Source organism: Trinickia sp. HAY1-2D, assembly GCF_056754935.1.
This window is the reverse complement of record NZ_JBPGWX010000001.1, coordinates 1,141,724-1,158,419: the sequence shown is the minus strand read 5'-3', so window position 1 is coordinate 1,158,419 and position 16,696 is coordinate 1,141,724. Positions and strand designations below refer to the sequence as shown.

Annotated in this window: 13 protein-coding genes; 6 read left to right on the top strand and 7 right to left on the bottom strand. The window is 63.3% G+C overall.

Annotated elements, in window-relative coordinates:
- The first annotated feature begins 169 nt into the window (after positions 1-169).
- From ACR9ZC_RS05080 to ACR9ZC_RS05070, 3 genes are all read left to right on the top strand, one after another.
- Complete coding sequence (locus ACR9ZC_RS05080; protein ID WP_481579384.1) at positions 170-832, top strand: FMN-dependent NADH-azoreductase; 663 nt, start codon at positions 170-172, stop codon at positions 830-832.
- Between the two features lie 52 nt (positions 833-884).
- Positions 885-1,499: a DUF1989 domain-containing protein gene (locus tag ACR9ZC_RS05075; RefSeq protein ID WP_481579383.1), complete on the top strand. Its 615-nt coding sequence runs from the start codon at positions 885-887 to the stop codon at positions 1,497-1,499.
- Positions 1,500-1,600: 101 nt separating this feature from the next.
- Positions 1,601-2,518 (top strand): LysR substrate-binding domain-containing protein, encoded by a 918-nt coding sequence (locus ACR9ZC_RS05070; RefSeq protein ID WP_481579382.1) that lies wholly within the window; start codon positions 1,601-1,603, stop codon positions 2,516-2,518.
- 76 nt (positions 2,519-2,594) lie between these two features.
- Here ACR9ZC_RS05070 and treF read toward each other — a convergent pair whose 3' ends face one another.
- The 5 genes from treF to ACR9ZC_RS05045 form a co-directional block, all read right to left on the bottom strand.
- Positions 2,595-4,376, bottom strand: coding sequence for an alpha,alpha-trehalase TreF (gene treF / locus ACR9ZC_RS05065; RefSeq protein WP_481579381.1), 1,782 nt, complete (start codon positions 4,374-4,376; stop codon positions 2,595-2,597).
- 266 nt (positions 4,377-4,642) lie between these two features.
- Positions 4,643-5,386, bottom strand: coding sequence for an acetoacetyl-CoA reductase (phbB, locus tag ACR9ZC_RS05060; protein WP_481579380.1), 744 nt, complete (start codon positions 5,384-5,386; stop codon positions 4,643-4,645).
- 56 nt (positions 5,387-5,442) lie between these two features.
- Positions 5,443-5,640, bottom strand: coding sequence for a hypothetical protein (locus tag ACR9ZC_RS05055; protein WP_173257184.1), 198 nt, complete (start codon positions 5,638-5,640; stop codon positions 5,443-5,445).
- Between the two features lie 887 nt (positions 5,641-6,527).
- A complete protein-coding gene (locus ACR9ZC_RS05050; protein ID WP_481579379.1) occupies positions 6,528-7,028 on the bottom strand; it encodes a PRC-barrel domain-containing protein in 501 nt (166 codons plus the stop codon).
- A 44-nt stretch (positions 7,029-7,072) separates the two neighbouring features.
- Positions 7,073-7,306, bottom strand: coding sequence for a DUF2795 domain-containing protein (locus tag ACR9ZC_RS05045; protein WP_440563613.1), 234 nt, complete (start codon positions 7,304-7,306; stop codon positions 7,073-7,075).
- A 233-nt stretch (positions 7,307-7,539) separates the two neighbouring features.
- Between ACR9ZC_RS05045 and tkt the strand changes: the two genes are divergently transcribed.
- Complete coding sequence (gene tkt, locus ACR9ZC_RS05040) at positions 7,540-9,633, top strand: transketolase (protein WP_481579378.1); 2,094 nt, start codon at positions 7,540-7,542, stop codon at positions 9,631-9,633.
- A gap of 106 nt (positions 9,634-9,739) precedes the next feature.
- Here the strand turns inward: tkt and ACR9ZC_RS05035 are convergent, their stop codons facing one another.
- Positions 9,740-10,114 (bottom strand): hypothetical protein, encoded by a 375-nt coding sequence (locus ACR9ZC_RS05035; protein ID WP_331566687.1) that lies wholly within the window; start codon positions 10,112-10,114, stop codon positions 9,740-9,742.
- A gap of 217 nt (positions 10,115-10,331) precedes the next feature.
- On the opposite strand from ACR9ZC_RS05035, the gene ACR9ZC_RS05030 reads away from it, so the two are divergent.
- Both ACR9ZC_RS05030 and ACR9ZC_RS05025 read left to right on the top strand, forming a co-directional pair.
- A complete protein-coding gene (locus ACR9ZC_RS05030; protein ID WP_481579377.1) occupies positions 10,332-13,028 on the top strand; it encodes an ATP-binding cassette domain-containing protein in 2,697 nt (898 codons plus the stop codon).
- Between the two features lie 208 nt (positions 13,029-13,236).
- Positions 13,237-15,705 (top strand): prolyl oligopeptidase family serine peptidase, encoded by a 2,469-nt coding sequence (locus tag ACR9ZC_RS05025; RefSeq protein WP_481579376.1) that lies wholly within the window; start codon positions 13,237-13,239, stop codon positions 15,703-15,705.
- 18 nt (positions 15,706-15,723) lie between these two features.
- Here ACR9ZC_RS05025 and ACR9ZC_RS05020 read toward each other — a convergent pair whose 3' ends face one another.
- Positions 15,724-16,692 carry a UDP-glucuronic acid decarboxylase family protein gene (locus ACR9ZC_RS05020; RefSeq protein WP_481579375.1) on the bottom strand — a complete coding sequence of 323 codons (969 nt, stop codon included), beginning with the start codon at positions 16,690-16,692 and terminating at the stop codon, positions 15,724-15,726.
- Between the last annotated feature and the right edge of the window lie 4 nt (positions 16,693-16,696).

The following is a 16,696-nucleotide window of genomic DNA, read 5'->3' as shown; positions in this document are numbered from 1 at the left end:
TTCTCAACCGGGGTTGAGAAAAACGAAAGACCCGCCATTCAACCCGCGTCGTTGAGATTTTCTCAACTGGCCCAAAAAATTCATCAATCGTGCGCGCGAACACGTCGTGGCTAAATCGGTGTTCCGGATCGATCCATCTCTTTCGTTCGGCAACAAAAAGGAGCACCCTATGACCACTCTTTTGCACATCGATGCAAGCGCACGCAGTGACCGCTCGCTCAGCCGCAGGCTGTCGGGCGCCTTCGTCGACGCCTGGAAGCAGTTGGAGCCAAACGCCACTATCATTACCCGCGATGTCGGAGCCAATCCTCCTGCGTTCATTACCGAGGAATGGATTGCCGCTGCCTTCACACCCGAGGAGGATCGGACGCCGGCGCAGCGCGAGACATTGCGCCTGTCCGACGAACTGATCGACGAAGTCGACCGTGCGGATGTGATCGTCATCGGCACGCCCATGTACAACTACGGGATGCCGGCCGCGCTGAAGTCGTGGTTCGACAAGGTGATCCGCGTGGGCAAGACGTTTACGTTCGACCTCGCTCGCGGCGACTTTCCGCTCGCGCCGATCATGAGCGGCAAGAAGCTCGTCATGCTCAGCTCGCACGGCGAGTTCGGATTCGGGCCCGGCGGCGTACGCGAAAAGATGAATCACCTCGATACCCATATCCTCACTTGCGCGCATTACCTGGGTGTCGAGGAAAGCCACGCGATCAGCATCAGCTATCAGGAATTCGGCGACGAACGACATCGAGCGTCGATGGCGGACGCCTTTGCCGCCGTCCCCGAACTGGTTCGCCAGTTGGCTGATGTTCGGGAGACTGCCAGCAGCTGAACACCATGCATCGAAGCAGGAGCCTCTGAATTTTCTCGTGGAGAAACAGCACATGAATACGACAACGGTTGGCCGTGACGGCACGCCTTTGCGCATTCCCGCGCGTAGCGGCGTGGCGGTCCGGCTCGCCAAAGGCGCGACGATCAAGGTGATCAACACACACGGTCATCAGGTTATCGATACCTGGGCGTTCAATGGGGATGACATCGGCGAATCGATGTCGATGGAGCATAGCCGGGCATCGATGCTGAGGACGGTACCGAAGGTGGGCGACACGCTCCTCACGAATCATCGGCGGCCCATCCTGACGATGATCGAAGACACGACGCCCGGCGTGCACGACACGCTGATTGCAGCCTGCGACCGGCACCGCTACGCGCAGCTGGGCGTCGAGGGCCACCATGACAACTGCACCGACAACCTCGCCACTGCGCTCGCAAGCCTCGGCCTGAAGGCACACGATACGCCGTGTCCGCTCAATCTCTTCATGAACGTGCCGGTGCACGCGAACGGGCAACTGGAATTCGCGCCGCCGGTCAGTCGTGCTGGCCAGCACGTCGCCCTGCGCGCGGAAATGGACTGCATCGTCGTGATGTCGGCCTGTCCGCAGGATGTCACCGCAGTCAACGGCATGCTGCCGACCGACGCGCATTATGCAATTTACTGAATGCCTTGTTGCCGCGCTGCCGGATGCCTGCTAAGCGCGGGCCGGCTTCGGTAGAATGCACTCACCGTAACCGGCCGACTTCGGAATGAGGGCGTTTCGCCATGCGCAAGTTGCCACCGCTCAATTCGATCCGCGCATTCGAGGCGGCCGCCCGCCATCAAAGCTTCACCGCTGCAGCAGCCGAGCTCTCCGTCACGATCACGGCCGTGAGCCATCAAATCCGTCAGCTCGAGGCGCGGATCGGCCACAAACTCTTCGAAAGAACGGGGCGGGCCGTTACGCTTACGCCGGTCGGCAAGACGATCTACCCGCTGCTCAGGGACAGCTTCGACCACATGGCCCAGGCGTTCGAGATCGTCAATACGCCGACCAACGACGACTCGATTCAGATCTCGGCCACGCGAGCGTTCGCCGAGCGCTGGTTGATGCCGAGGCTGTCGCAGTTCAACGCGATCCACCCGGAAGTCGTGGTGCACCTCCACGGTTCGGAAAATATCGTGGATCTGCGGGCCGAGTCCATCGACCTCGCTATCCGGTATGGGCCCGTCAATGACGATCCACGGGATGCCTTGATTCTGGAAGATTGTTATCTGGCGGTCGCCGATCGAGGTATTTGTCCGGAGGGCCGGAATCCGACGATCGAAGACTTCCGCAAACATCCGCTGCTCGCCTACAAGTGGGCAAACAGCGCGTTGAATGCGCCCGACTGGTCGGCCTGGCTCGCGCGGGTCGACCACGATAAAACCGTTCACTTTCGCATGTCGTGGTACAGCGAGGAGATGCTCGCGCTCTACGCCGCCGAGTGCGGGCTCGGGCCGTTGATGTGCAGCAACGTGCTCATCGATGAGGAACTGCGCAGGGGCCGCCTACGTCGGATCGATGGTCCGTGTCTGCCGGGGTTTGCGTACCGCCTCGTCGTGCCGTCTTCAACTCGCCCCAAGAAAGGGCTTCGTCTTTTCACCGCATGGTTGCGTGAAGAGGCTCGCGTCTTTCGCGACCGATCCATTGCCGCCGGATAAGTTTTGAAGCGCCTTTTTGCAGCATCGCTGCAATCGCTACATACGGCGAAAAAACCGGTCGCTGTGCCGAAGGCGGTCAGCGCCGATCGCGCTTCATGGAAGCGCGCATGGGCGCGACAAACGCTGCGGCGCTCGAGGGTTTCGCAGCCGCGATGTCGACAGCGTTCGGATACGATGTCAATAGCACCCGCAGCACGCCGTTGGTCCAGCCGAAGCCGTCCTGCAACGGATACTCGCCACCACCGGCGGCCGACGCATCGGCACTCACATCGTATTTTTCGACGAGTTTTCCCGTGCGGACATAGGCGGCGACATTGGTGCGAATCCAGCGCGTCGCGATCGTGCGCGCAAGCTCGTCCTCGCCATAGCGGCGCAACCCGGTCACCGCGAGATACTGCAGCGGCGCCCAGCCGTTCGGTTCGTCCCATTGCTGGCCGGTCTTGACTTGCGTGGTCGCCATGCCGCCGGGCCGAAGCAGTCCTCGCCGGATCGTCTCGGCGGTTTCGTGCGCCTCGTCGCGCGTGGCGACGCCTGCAAACAGCGGGTAGACGGCGGCAGCCGTCAATCGATGGGTGAGTGTGCGCTCGACGAATTGATAGTCGCCGAATGCCTTGATCTGGGGATCCCACAACCAGCGGCGAATCGCTTCGGCACGTGTCCTCGCCCGCACCTCCAGATTCTCCGCATGCGCGGCATCGCCCTGGAGACGGTACGCCTTGGCCAGCGTCTTCTCGAGACCGTACATGAGCGAATTGAGGTCGACGGGGATCAGTTCCGTCACTTCGATCGACGCAAGCGTGGCATTGTCGGCGAACCATCTCGAGCTGAAATCCCAGCCCGTCTCACCGCCCGCGCGCAGGTTGCGCCATAGGTCGGGCGCGCCGCGTTGCGGGGTGGCGGCCGCAGTCGCCACGTCCTCGCGATACGACTCGTCGCGCGGCAGCGCGAGGTCGTCCCAGTAGCGATTGAGCAATGTGCCGTCGGGTAGCCGCACGACGTGGCGATAAGCGTGGCCGGGCGCGAGCTTGTCCGCGCCGTCCATCCAGTAGGCATATTCGGCTTTGAGTTCCGGCAGCGAATCCAGATAGACACGGTCGCCATCCTCGCTCGCGATGAGCCCGACCATCTGCGCGAAGAACGGCGGTTGCGAGCGGCTCAGATAATAGGTGCGATTGCCGTTGGGGATGTGACCGTAGCGGTCGATCAGCGTGGCGAAATTCTTGAGCTCCTGCTTCGCCAAGTCGTGCCGGCCGCTTTGTTCGAGGCCGAGCATGATGAAGTACGAATCCCAGTAATAGATTTCGTCGAAGCGGCCACCCGGGACGAGATAGGGCTGAGGCAGCGCCAGCAGAGACGACCATCGGCTCTCGACGCGGTCTGGGCCGCGGCGTAGCACGTTCCAGAGCGTGTCGATGTGCGCGACGACGTTCTGGTTCGGATCCGTTGCATAGTGGCTATCGCTGCCGGCCGGGGCGCTGAACCGCGCTTCCACGAACTTGCGCAGATCGAACCCGGGCTGGTCCCGCTGGGCGGCGAACTCGGCGACGATCTGCTGCGGCGGTGCGTTCGGGATCATATCGGCGAACGTCTTGCTATCCGGAAAAATCCGGGCAAGCTCCACCGCGCGATAGAGCTCGCCGTACAGCGCGAACGGAGATGCCGGCTCGACGGGAGAGGGCTGGGCGTGCGGGTTGACCTGCGATGCCGCGATCGGAGGCGATTGCCGGGCGACAGCGCTCGAGTAGGGCGACGCCTCGATCGGCTGCGCGCCGTAACAGACGCTGAGCGCAACCGGGCTCGCGGACAGGGTGGCCGTAAGGCTGGCCGCTGCGATGCGCCGGGCGAGGGAAAGCGACATATGCGGTCCTTGGCGATTGGGCCCGAGCGCCTGTCACCGGCGCGCTCGCAGCAACGATGGGGTGCGTCGGCGAGCCAGCAACCCCTGTTCCCACTAGGTGGCGGCCATCGACGAACGTCTTCGTGAAGCCAAGAAAAAGCCGCGCGCACGTAACGCGTGGCGCGCGGCAAATTCCGTCCGGTGGCTGTCCGCGTCAGGAGTGTTGGCGCGGCGCCGGACGGGGGCGGAACCGACGTGCGGCAACGATGCCGCGAGGCATCGCGGCGCTATTGCAGATGCTGTCCACCGTTGATCGAGATGTTGGCCCCGGTGACGAAACCAGCGTCGTCCGAGCACAAATAGGCAATCAACGCGGCCACCTCCTCGGGTTGACCGAGTCGGCCGACGGGAATCTCGGGCAGGATCTTGGTCTTCAAGACGTCCTCGGGTACCGCCATGACCATACGCGTTGCGATGAAGCCCGGCGATACGGTATTGACCGTCACTCCCTTGCGGGCCAATTCGAGCGCAAGCGACTTGGTAAACCCATGCATGCCCGCCTTGGCCGCCGCATAGTTCGTTTGCCCGAAACCGCCTTTGCAGCCGATCACAGACGAAATGTTGACGATGCGCCCCCACCCGTGGGCCGTCATGTCCTCGTACCACTGCTTCGTCATGTTGAAGACCGAATCGAGATTGGTGCTCACCACGGCATCCCAGGCACCCTTGTCGAGCTTCTTGAAACTGGCGTCGCGCGTGATGCCGGCGTTGTTGATGAGGATGTCGATCGGCCCGATTTCGGAGCGGATCTGGGCGGCACAGCGCACACATGACTCGTAGTCGGCGACATCCACGGCATAGGCGCGAAACTGGCGCCCGTTCGCGTCCATCTTGGCAAGCCAGCTGTCCGCATTCGCATTGTTCGGCGAGTAAGTCACGATGACGGTATGGCCGGCGTCATGCAGCTTGACGCTGATAGCTTCGCCGATTCCGCCCATGCCGCCAGTAACGAGGGCAACTCTTCTTGCCATATAGGGTTCTCCAAGATTGTGTGATGTACAAAGGAATGCCGGACGGCGCCCGGCGGTCATCGCATTCGCGCGAATGCCTCGAGGACTGAGTTTCCGTTCGGCGTGATGCGGGGCCGCGGAATTCCGCGCTCCGCCTCGTCGAGCGCGACGAGTTCGCGCTCGAGCAACGTGCCGAGTTCGGCGCGGTGTGCCTCGATCTGGTCGGGGGCATCGCGGACCAGAATCAAGGTGGCAAATTCATGTGGGCTCAACATGCTCTCACTCCCAGTAAATCCAAACCATCTATTCGTTTTCGCCGATCTGCCAGGAGAGCGACGGAATCGGTTTTGCGCGGCGGACTGCCTTTCAGCCACATCGTCGCGCACCGCGACGGGTGAAAATCGCAAAACATTCAATCGATCGATTAAATACGGTCATGCGACCTTTATAACCAATTAGTGCTACGAGTTGAAACGTTTTCGCTGCCCATAATGTAAGAGGAGGTATTAATTACAGATCGGGCGTGCGATTGCGCGGGCTGAGCGGGTAATTGTTTCGGATATCGCGCTGATGACGCGCGCTCAAGCTCGGATTCGCTGCTGGAGCAATACTAATACCCCTCGTGGAACTTCGCAATATGGAATGGATTTCTCCGAAGCGAACCTGTTTGGTTTGCGAGGTAGGAATTTTACCAAAGCGTCATTTCGACCGATGTCAAGGATGTCAATAAGAACGAATTGCTTGTCGCCGAGCAGTAACGTTCGCGTGGCATGGAATAACAACATGACAATCCGAATATGGGTCGTCATATATCGGAGGTATGAATAAACGGTGGCGGAACGGTGATTTATGCGGAGTGCCCGCACGCGGATCTCGCGGTCCGGCATTTGCTGCGTTACACGCGGCGGCTGGGCGCCGGTCTTTTAGGAGAACTGCTCATGCAAGACACCAACGAACAACATCCGGGAGATGAGGGCCCCCCGGACGCACCAGGTGTCGGCGAAACGCCGTGCCAGGCATGCCGCGGCACCGGCACTGTAGAGGGACAACCCTGCACAGTCTGCGGCGGGACTGGCCGCGTGTTGCAGGGCATTGGTGGCGGATGAACGTACGCAGCTCGGACCGCCGCCGCAACGGCGGCGGTCCCACGGCTGCCGGCTACTCAGTGGTGAGGCTCGTCCCGGGGAACGGTGCCGCTCGGCATGTCGAGATCGCTATCCAGGTCGCTCACGCCCGAACCCCAATACGGCGCGGTCCCGTAATAGTCATGAAGTTCGCTGGCCCACGCGACGTCCGCCATGGCCGGCCAGTGGTCCTTGTCGAACCCCGGCGCATTCTTGACGGTGTCGGACGACACGGACAGTTGGAAGCACTTGCGGTCCGTATCGAGCGTGAGGGCCTTCCAAGGCAATGCGAGCAGCTTGTCGCCGATGCCGAGGAAGCCGCCCACGGACATCACGGCGTACGCAATGCGTCCCGTGTAGACGTCGAGCATGATCTCTTTGATCTTGCCGGCTTCGTTACCGTCGGAGCACATGACCTTGTCGCCTTCCAGGGTGCTGGCCGCCATCACATAGGGCCCCGGACCTTCGGCCGTTTCGCTGCCTTTGCCGACGATGCGCGTTTCACCTCTGCTGCCTAGTGGATCGGTTGAGATGGGCATAACTTTCTCCATTCTGTTAATCGAATCGATGTGCGGGCCGGCGCTCAGTGTTGCCGGCTGATCGCCTTCGATACCGCGGCCGGGCTGTCGTAATCCTTATCGGGCAGGTTATCGATCAGCTCGACGATCTCGCGATCGGCATGGTGGGATCGCGCCACTTCGGCAAGGTGCTCGCGGGTCGTCGGGTAATCGACGCCGGCGAGCGCCTTTTGAATCTCGACTGGCGATGGTTGTCCCGAATGCCGCTGATGCTGCGAATGCGCTGGATGTTGCGCCATGTACGCCTCCTTGTGCGCGGGTTGGACATATCCGGTATCCAGCAACCGCCGTTCCATGAAACGCTGGACGCGCGATGCGGCGGGGCTCGGGGCGGCCATGAAAAACCTGCACCGACGCTGCACACATTGCCGGGCTGGGAGACGCGCGACGGCCGGCTGTCCGTGGCCGATAGGTACATGCGTTGCTGCACTCCTATGATCAGTCCGCTTACTGCCTTGCGAGGAAAACCCCCATGCAACGAGACCCGAGACTCGATCGGTTGGCGATCGACACCATTCGCACGCTGGCCATGGATGCAGTGCAAAAGGCGAACTCCGGGCATCCCGGCACGCCGATGGCGCTCGCGCCGGTCATGTACGAGCTCTGGCAGCACCATCTGCGCTATGACCCCCAAACGCCGTTATGGGCCAACCGCGATCGGTTCGTGCTCTCGGTAGGACGTGCATCGATGCTGCTCTATGCGACGCTCCATCTCGCCGGCGTGAAGGCGGTCGACGACGAGGGCCGGGCGACCGACGATCCCGCTGTTTCGCTCCAGGACATCGAGCACTTTCGGCAATTGGACAGCAAAACGCCGGGACATCCCGAGTATCGAATGACGACCGGCGTCGAAACGACGACGGGGCCGCTCGGCCAAGGTCTCGGCAACAGCGTCGGCATGGCGATAGCGGGACGGTGGTATGCCGCGCGTTTCAACCGCGACGACCTCGATCTTTTCGACTACCGGGTCTATGCGCTGGCCGGCGATGGCGACATGATGGAAGGTGTTTCTCACGAGGCGGCATCATTGGCCGGTCACCTGCGGCTCGGCAATCTGATTTGGATCTATGACAGCAATCGCATCACCATCGAAGGCCACACGGACCTTGCCTACAGCGACGATGTGGAAACGCGGTTTCGCGGCTACGGATGGCATACGCTGCATGTCGACGACGCCAATGACACGGCTGCATTCGATGCCGCATTGACGCAGGCAGAGTCGACGAACGACGCTCCGACGCTGATCGTGGTCAAGAGCGTCATCGCCTGGGGCGCGCCGAACAAGCAGGATACCGCCGCGGCGCACGGCGAAGCCTTGGGTGCCGAGGAAGTCGCGCTGGCAAAACGCGCTTATGGCTGGCCGGAAGACAAGCAGTTCTACGTGCCGCCCGGTGTGCGCGAACGGTTTGCGCAGGGCATCGGCGCCCGCGGCGAGGCGGCGCGGCGCGAATGGGAGCAGCGCCGCGAAGCCTATGCCGAGCGCTATCCGGACCTCGCTCGCGAGCTCTCGCTGATCGAAGCGCATACGTTGCCGGACGGGTGGGATGCCGATATTCCGACGTTCGACCCCGATACGAAAGGCGCTGCGACGCGCGAATCGTCCGGTAAAGTCCTCAATGCCATCGCGGCGCGCGTGCCGTGGATCATCGGCGGCGCCGCCGACCTGGCGCCTTCGACGAAAACGGTGCTCAAGTTCGAAGGCGCGGGCAGCTTCAGTCGCGACGATCCGGGTGGGCGCAATCTGCATTTCGGCGTCCGGGAACATGCGATGGGGGCGGTCTGTAACGGGCTCGCGCTTTCGAACCTGAGGCCGTTCGCTGCAACGTTCCTCATCTTCAGCGACTACATGAAGCCGCCGATCAGGTTGGCAGCGATCATGGAGGTACCGGTCGTCTACGTATTCACCCACGATTCGATCGGACTGGGCGAGGACGGCCCCACACATCAACCGGTGGAGCAACTCGCCTCGTTGCGCGGCATTCCGGGGCTGACTGTGCTGCGCCCCGCCGATGCGAACGAGGTCAGCGAAGCCTGGCGTATTGCGCTGTCGCAACCGTACCGCCCCACCGCTCTCGTCTTGTCGCGCCAGCCGTTGCCGACTTTCGACCGGACGCGTTACGCGTCGGCGGACGGTGTACGGCGCGGCGCCTATGTGCTCGCCGATTCACCCGATGCGAGCGCCCCGCAGGTACTGCTGCTCGCCACGGGCAGCGAGGTATCGGTATGCATCGAAACGTACGAGCGGCTGACACGCGAAGGCATTGCGGCGCGCGTCGTCTCGATGCCGTCATGGGATATCTTCGAGCGACAGGACGAGGCCTATCGCGACAGCGTGCTGCCGCCTGAAGTCGAAGCGCGTGTGGCGGTCGAACAGGCAGCGACGCTCGGTTGGGACAGATACGTGGGGCGCACGGGCGCTCGAATCGGGATGCACACGTTTGGCGCATCCGCCCCGATGCAGGACCTTCAACGCAAATTCGGGTTCACGCCCGAATGCGTTTATGACGCCGCCAAGCGGCAACTCGCACGTACGGTCGCGGCGAGGGGCCTGCACGGGGAAAGCTGAGCTGCCGGGGCAATCGAGTTACAGTTTACAGGCGCGTCCGCAGGGACGCCCCGGTTCGACGCCGGGGCCCGACGCATCGCGCGCCGGGCCTCCGGGAACTCATGCGTCACTCATGACCTTGATCCGGCGGGCTCTGAGGCGTCTTCGGACCATATGTGCCGTTGGTCGTGTCCGGGGTCTGTTCGTCGGTGCTGCGCGGCTGCATCGTCGAGTTGCTGCCCGCGCCCATGCCCGTTGTGCCAGGCGAACCATAGCCGCCCCGGTCCCGGTTGCTTCGCATGTGTTGACGCTTGGACGGCGTATTGAGCGTGCTGCCGTCCGGCGAGGCGCCCGCACCCGGGCCGCCAACCGCGCCGGTCGAGTTGCCGCCCGCGCCGCCGCCCGTGCCCGCCGGGCCGCCGCCGGCTGCTTGCGCGTACACGCCGCTCGCGCATGCGATGGCGAGCGCCGAAGCAAGTAAGGTCTTCGTCGTGGATTTCATCGTGATTCCTCCATCGAAAGGTTTTTCCTATGCGCGTCGGATTTCGCACGCATGGGAAGACCCGCAAGCACCATGCCTCGAAGCGCTTCCGACGCACCCGGGAACGCCCATTGCAGCGCACCGACGACAGCGCAAGCTTGCAATTTTGCGTGTACGGGCATGGATAGGCCGCTATGATCGCCGTAACCGAAACAGACGACGCTGTTCGAGTGAATAAGTGAGAGACCCCGCTGCCGCCCGCGCCAGGCTCAAGCGGCGCATTGCCGGCGACCTGTGGCAGGCCGTCTGGCGTTACCGGAAAGAGACGCTCGGCGCCACCGCGCTGATGATCGCGGCGAAGCTCGCGGGCGTATCGGTCCCGCTGGCACTGCGCTCGCTCGTCGACGATCTCGGCCACCGCACGCCGCTCGCGCTCATTCCCGTTTTCCTGGTGCTCGCGTACGCGCTGCTGCGCTTTTTAGGCGACGCATTCGGCGAGGCGAGGGACGTCGTTTTCAGTACCGTCACTCAGCACACGGTGGCCTCGCTCGCCGAGCGCACGTTCGCGCGCCTGCATCGCCTCGGCGCCCGCTTCCATGCCAAACGCGAGACGGGCTCCATCGTGCGCGACGTGCAGAAAGGAACCGATGGCATCGGCTACCTGCTTGGCGTCGGCTTGTTCACGATCCTGCCGGCGTTGATCGAGATTGCCAGCATCATCGGCATCATGGTGCTGAACTTCACCGCGACGTTCATCTGGATCATTGCCGGTACGCTGGTGGCGTACTCGACCTACACGATGATCTTCACGCGCCGGCGCATGACCGTGCAGCGCGAGGTCAACCGGCTCGAGTCGGCGGCGGACAGTCGCCTCGTCGACAGCATGCTCAACTATGACACGGTGAAGTATTTTGCCGCCGAGGAGGTCGAGACCGAGCGGTACCGTGGCGTGCTCGCGGGGTGGGTGCTCGCACGCCTGCGTAATCAGCGCGCACTCACGGCACTGCACCTCGGCCAGAGTGCGATCGTCTGTCTCGGCATCGCGGCCACGATGCTGCTGGCCGTGCAGTATGTGGCGGCGGCGCGGATGACCGTCGGCGATCTCGTGCTCGTGAACGCATATATCGTGCAGGTCTGCATGCCGCTGAACACGCTGGGCTTCGTCTTCCGCGAAACCAACGACGCACTCGTCAACGTAGAGCGCATGTTCGCGGTGCTCGCGGGCGACGAGCACGGCGAACATGTGGACGAGCTGGAGGATCGCGATGCGTCCGGCGCGCAACCGATCGTCGTGGGCGCCGGCGAGATCGTGTTCGACCACGTCGACTTCGGCTATGACCCCGCGCGGCAGATCCTGCACGAGGTCACTTTTCGGGCGACACCGGGCCGCACGCTCGCTGTGGTCGGGGGCAGCGGGTCCGGGAAGTCGACGCTGGTGCGGCTCCTCTTTCGGCTCTACGCGCCGGCCCGTGGGCGCATTTCCATCGACGGCCAGGATGTGGCGAACGTAACGCGCCGCACGCTCAGAGAGGCGATCGGCATCGTGCCGCAGGACACGGTGCTCTTTAACGAGACCATCGCTTACAACATCGGCTATGGGCGGGCGAGAGCGACCCGTGCCGATATCGTGCGCGCGGCGCGTGCGGCCCAGCTCGACGAGTTCGTCGAACGGCTGCCCGATCATTACGACACGCGAGTCGGTGAACGCGGCCTGCGGCTGTCCGGCGGCGAACGCCAACGCATCGCCATCGCGCGCGCATTCCTGAAGGACCCGCCCATCATCGTCTTCGACGAAGCCACGTCCGCGCTCGACACGCGCTCCGAGCGCGCAATCCAGAACGAGTTCCGTCGGCTATCCGAGGGGCGCACATCGATCGTGATCGCCCATCGGCTTTCGACGATCGTCGATGCCGACAAGATTCTCGTGATGGAGCACGGACGCATCGTCGAACACGGCACGCACAATGAACTGCTCGGGCGGCGCGACGGCGTCTACGCCCGCATGTGGGCACTGCAGCGCGAACAGGGGGAGCTCGAACACGCGCAGCGCAAGCTTGCCGCGCACCCGCTGCCGATCGGCGAGCTCGCCGCCGTGATTGCGGCACGCGTCGCCACAAAGGCGGCAGCACGCGGTGTCGCGTTCGAGACCGACGTCGCCGATGCGACGCTGCCCGTCACCGGCGAGATCGAGGAGATCGAGCACGCGGTGGCGATGTTGTGTGCCAACGAGATCGAGCATGCGTGGGCCGGCGAACGCGTCGTGTTGCGCGCGCAACGCATGGAGAACGTCGTCTGGCTCGTGGTGCTCGGTGCCCACGCGGAGCCCGCGCCGCTGACGGACGAGCAGGCCATGGAGGCCGAGCGTGTGCTCGGGGCCGCCGGCGGCACGTTCATGCCGAGGCCATTCGAGGCGCGCGTGGCCTATGTCGCTGCATTGCCGCTCGTACCCGTCGTGCCGGCCGTCGCCCCTTGGGTCCTGACGAAGCCGGACACGGAGCGCGCGCCAGGCCCGGCCGCCGGAGCACGGCGTCTGCTTCCGCTCGACGGTATCGCGGTGCTTGCGATCGACGATGACGAGGAGGCGCGCGACGCGCTCGAAGCCGCGCTCGTCGCGAACGGCGCGACGGTCGAGTTGGCCGGGACCGGCACCGATGCGCTTGCGCGGCTCGAGCGCACTGCGCCCTCGCAATGGCCGGGGGTCGTCGTATGCGATGTCACGTTGTCCGATGAGGACGGATGCGACGTGTTGTCGCGCATTCGCGAATTGGCCAGACGGCATACCGCGACACCGCCGCCCGCCATTGCGCTGACGGGCCATGCCGACGGCGCGACGCGCCAGCGTACGCAGCGCGCCGGATTCGATGCGCATCTCGTCAAGCCCGTACAGATCGACGCGCTGGCCGAAGAGATTCAGCGGCTCGCTGCGCATGCCTGACGAGGACGGGCCGCACGGCTACCGTTCGGACGGCGGATTCGGACCTTCCCTTGCTTCGCGCTGGATTCGCTTCGGTCGTTTCCTTCGCCAACACACGAAGCGCTTCGTTTCGAGTATCTCCGTACGGCCACCGACCGCGTAGAGTCCGGTCGGGACGCGCAAGCGTGTTGCGCGAGTCAGAATTCAAAAGGTTCAGGAGAGAAAGATCATGCGAATCGACCCAGCGCGCTTTGGCGATGGCAACGAGCCGATAAAGGCGGGGGAACCTCGAAACCCGGCTCGGCAGACGCCGCGTCCGGCATTCAGTGGTCCGCCCGGCATGCCGTCGTTCCCGCGCCCATCCGACAGGTCCGGTGCGGATGCAAACGCTGGGACGGCAAGTGCGCCGCTCGGAGCCTCCTATGTCCTCGATCATCTCGCGCGGCTCATGCGCGATGGCCGGACATTTTACGTGGGCGATCGCGCGCTGACGCTGGGACCGCGTGGCACACCGCGGATCGGCGCAGAAGAATTGTCGGTCGATGAGGACGGTGCATTGACGTTGAGCGGAAGAACAGTCGCACTACGAGATACGCCGGCCGCCCGACGAGATGAGTCGGCGCATTTCGCACTGCACGGCCATATTGTCGACGATCCCTATCGTTGGATGAACGAAGTGAATGAAGCCGGCGCGGTCGACGCGAGTTCGAACGCGGAACTTGTCGGGTGGATGCAGGCACAGAACGGCTATACGCGTGCGAAGCTGGACGGCTCGCCGGCGCGGCCGCAACTCGAGCGCGATATGCGCGATGCGGCGGCGCAAGCGGCTGCGATTCCCGAGAACGTCGTATGGCGCGACGGACGCCAGTTCTATTGGCGCACGCCAACCGGGGAAGGCAGGCAGAAACTGTTTATGCGCACCGGCTTGGACGGCGACGAAAGATTGGTTTTCGACCCGGAGACGAACCGCGTTGGCGGCGAGAGAAGGGGGACTTTTTATTCGCCTTGGGGACTGAAATCGAGCGTTTCACCCGACGGCAAATATGTCGCTGTGCCGCTGTCGTACGGTAACGAAGTGCTGGAACTGGCGGTCGTCGAAACCGCAACCGGGTCCATACTCGAGCGCTCGTTGCCGGATATCAGCAACGGCAGTATCGCGTGGCTCGACGATTCGATGTTCGTCTATCAGCGCTGTGCGCCGTGCGACGAGGATTTGGCCCGCACGGACCGCTATGGCAATAAGCGCATTTTCCGGCATGTGGTGGGTACAGACATGCAAGACGACGTGCCCGTCTTCGGCAATGGCGTGCAAGCTGATGCAACCGTTGGTCCCATGGATAACCTGGACATCCGGATCATCGGAGACCATGCTTTCGGTACCGCGCGATATGGCGTGTCGCATGAGCAGACCGTCTTCACCACGCCCAAAGAGGACTTGTTGCGCGGCGCGCCTTCCTGGAAAAAAATCATCGATTCGTCTCGTGGAGTCGTGGACTTCGACAAGCATGGCGACGAATGGCTTTTGATGGTGCGCGGCAGCGCGCAGCGCGAACGCCGGATACTGCGCGCGCAAGGCACGATCGAACCTGACTGGGGCACAGCAACGCTTGCCGCGCCCGAAACGGGCCAGGACATTACCGGCATGTACCTGATAGACGAGACTCTACACGTCACGCGCATGGCCAATGCGATGACCGAAGAGCTGCTGCGTGTGCCGCTGGACGATGGCGAGCCCGGCGTCATCTTTTCGATCGACGGCAAGATTTCGAGCGTTTCGGGCCTGCCTGCAATATTCGGCCATGCTGCCGAAGCCGGTGCGGGTCATGACGAAGTATTCGTCGAAGCCGTGCCGTGGGCGAGCGGACGCCCGCAATCGTGGCGGGTGACGCACGAAGGCCGCGCCGCCCCGATCCCCTCGTTATCGGCGGCGTCCGGCCCGTCTTCCGATATCGCGGTCGAGTTGCTGTATGCGCCCAATCCCGGTGGCCGGACGGTACCGGTCATTGTCATTCACCGCAAGGATTTGAGCCGCGACGATAGACACATCGCCAAACTCGTGTCGTATGGCGGGTATGAAGTCCGTGCCGCCCCCACCTTCTTTTTTCACGATCTGGACGTTCATGGGCTGGTCGAGCGGCGCAACACGGTCCTCGCATACGCGGACGTCTGGGACGGCGCGGCGGACGAAGTGAACGCCGCAGCCAAGAAGCTGATCGAAGAAGGCTACACGAGCGAAGCGCAACTGACACGCTCCGGCCGCAGTCGGGGCGGTGCCACGGTGGGGCTCGCGGGCGTCGAGGATCCCAACCTGTCGGGCAAGTTGCTGCTCGAATACCCGATGGTCGATACGTTCGGTCACGAATTCACGGCCAACGGACCCGGTAACGTCCCCGAGCTGGGCACCGTCTCGACCCGCGAGGGCTTCGAGGGAAAATTGAAGATCGACGTATATCGCAATCTTCCCGGGGTCCATGCTGCCGGGAACATCATGGCCACGACTGCGTACCTGGACAATCGGGTCGAAGCGGCGGGGGCTGCAAAACTCGTTGCGGCGCTTCAGCATGAGGACGTCGAACGGGGGCGCCAGCGCGACGTACTTCTGCGCAGCGACAGCGAGTCCGGACACTTCCCGCTGACCGTTGAACAGCGGGTGTCCTACGCGACCGACATCGGTTTGTTCGTGCTCGGTGCCTACTGACAGACCCATTGTCGTCGGTCAATTCGGCGTCACGCCCGACACCAGTCTTTCCCGGAAGTGCATGGCCGTCTTGCGCAATCCCGCGTCGAGCGTCGTCGTCGGTTCCCAGCCCATCAATGCGCGCGCCGCGGAAATGTCGGGCTGCCGATGCCACGGGTCGTCTATCGGCAGCGGCCGAAATGTGATCTCGCTCGACGAGTCCGTCGCGCGCAGCACGTGCCCGGCGAGCTCCAGCATCGTGACCTCGTGCGGGTTACCGAGGTTGACCGGATGGCACGTCCCGTCTGGCGCATCCATGAGGCGCATGAACGCATCGATCATGTCGTCGACATAGCAAAGCGAGCGCGTTTGCGAGCCGTCGCCGTAGACCGTCAGAGGCTCGCCCGACAGCGCCTGAACCATGAAGTTCGAGACCACACGCCCGTCCGCCGGGTGCATGCGCGGACCGTACGTATTGAAGATGCGGGCGATGCGTATTTCGAGCCCGTACTGACGGTGATAGTCCGCGAAGAGCGTTTCCGCGCAGCGCTTGCCTTCGTCGTAGCAGGAGCGGGGGCCAATGGGGTTCACGTGGCCCCAGTAGTCTTCCTTTTGAGGGTGTACGCGCGCATCGCCATAGACTTCGCTCGTCGACGCTTGAAAGATCTTCGCGCGTACCCGTTTTGCGAGCCCGAGCATGTTGATCGCGCCATGTACGCTGGTTTTCGTGGTGCGTACCGGATCGTATTGGTAATGGACGGGCGACGCAGGACAGGCGAGGTTGTAGATTTCGTCGACCTCGACATACAGCGGAAACGTCACGTCGTGGCGCATCAATTCGAAGTTGGCGCGTGGCAACAGGTGCGCGACGTTCTCGCGCGTGCCGGTAAAGAAGTTATCGACGCAGAGCACGTCGTGGCCCGCGTCGACCAGTCGCTCGCACAGGTGCGAGCCGAGAAAGCCCGCACCGCCTGTCACGAGTATTCGCTTTCGATCGAGTTCCTTCACGTCC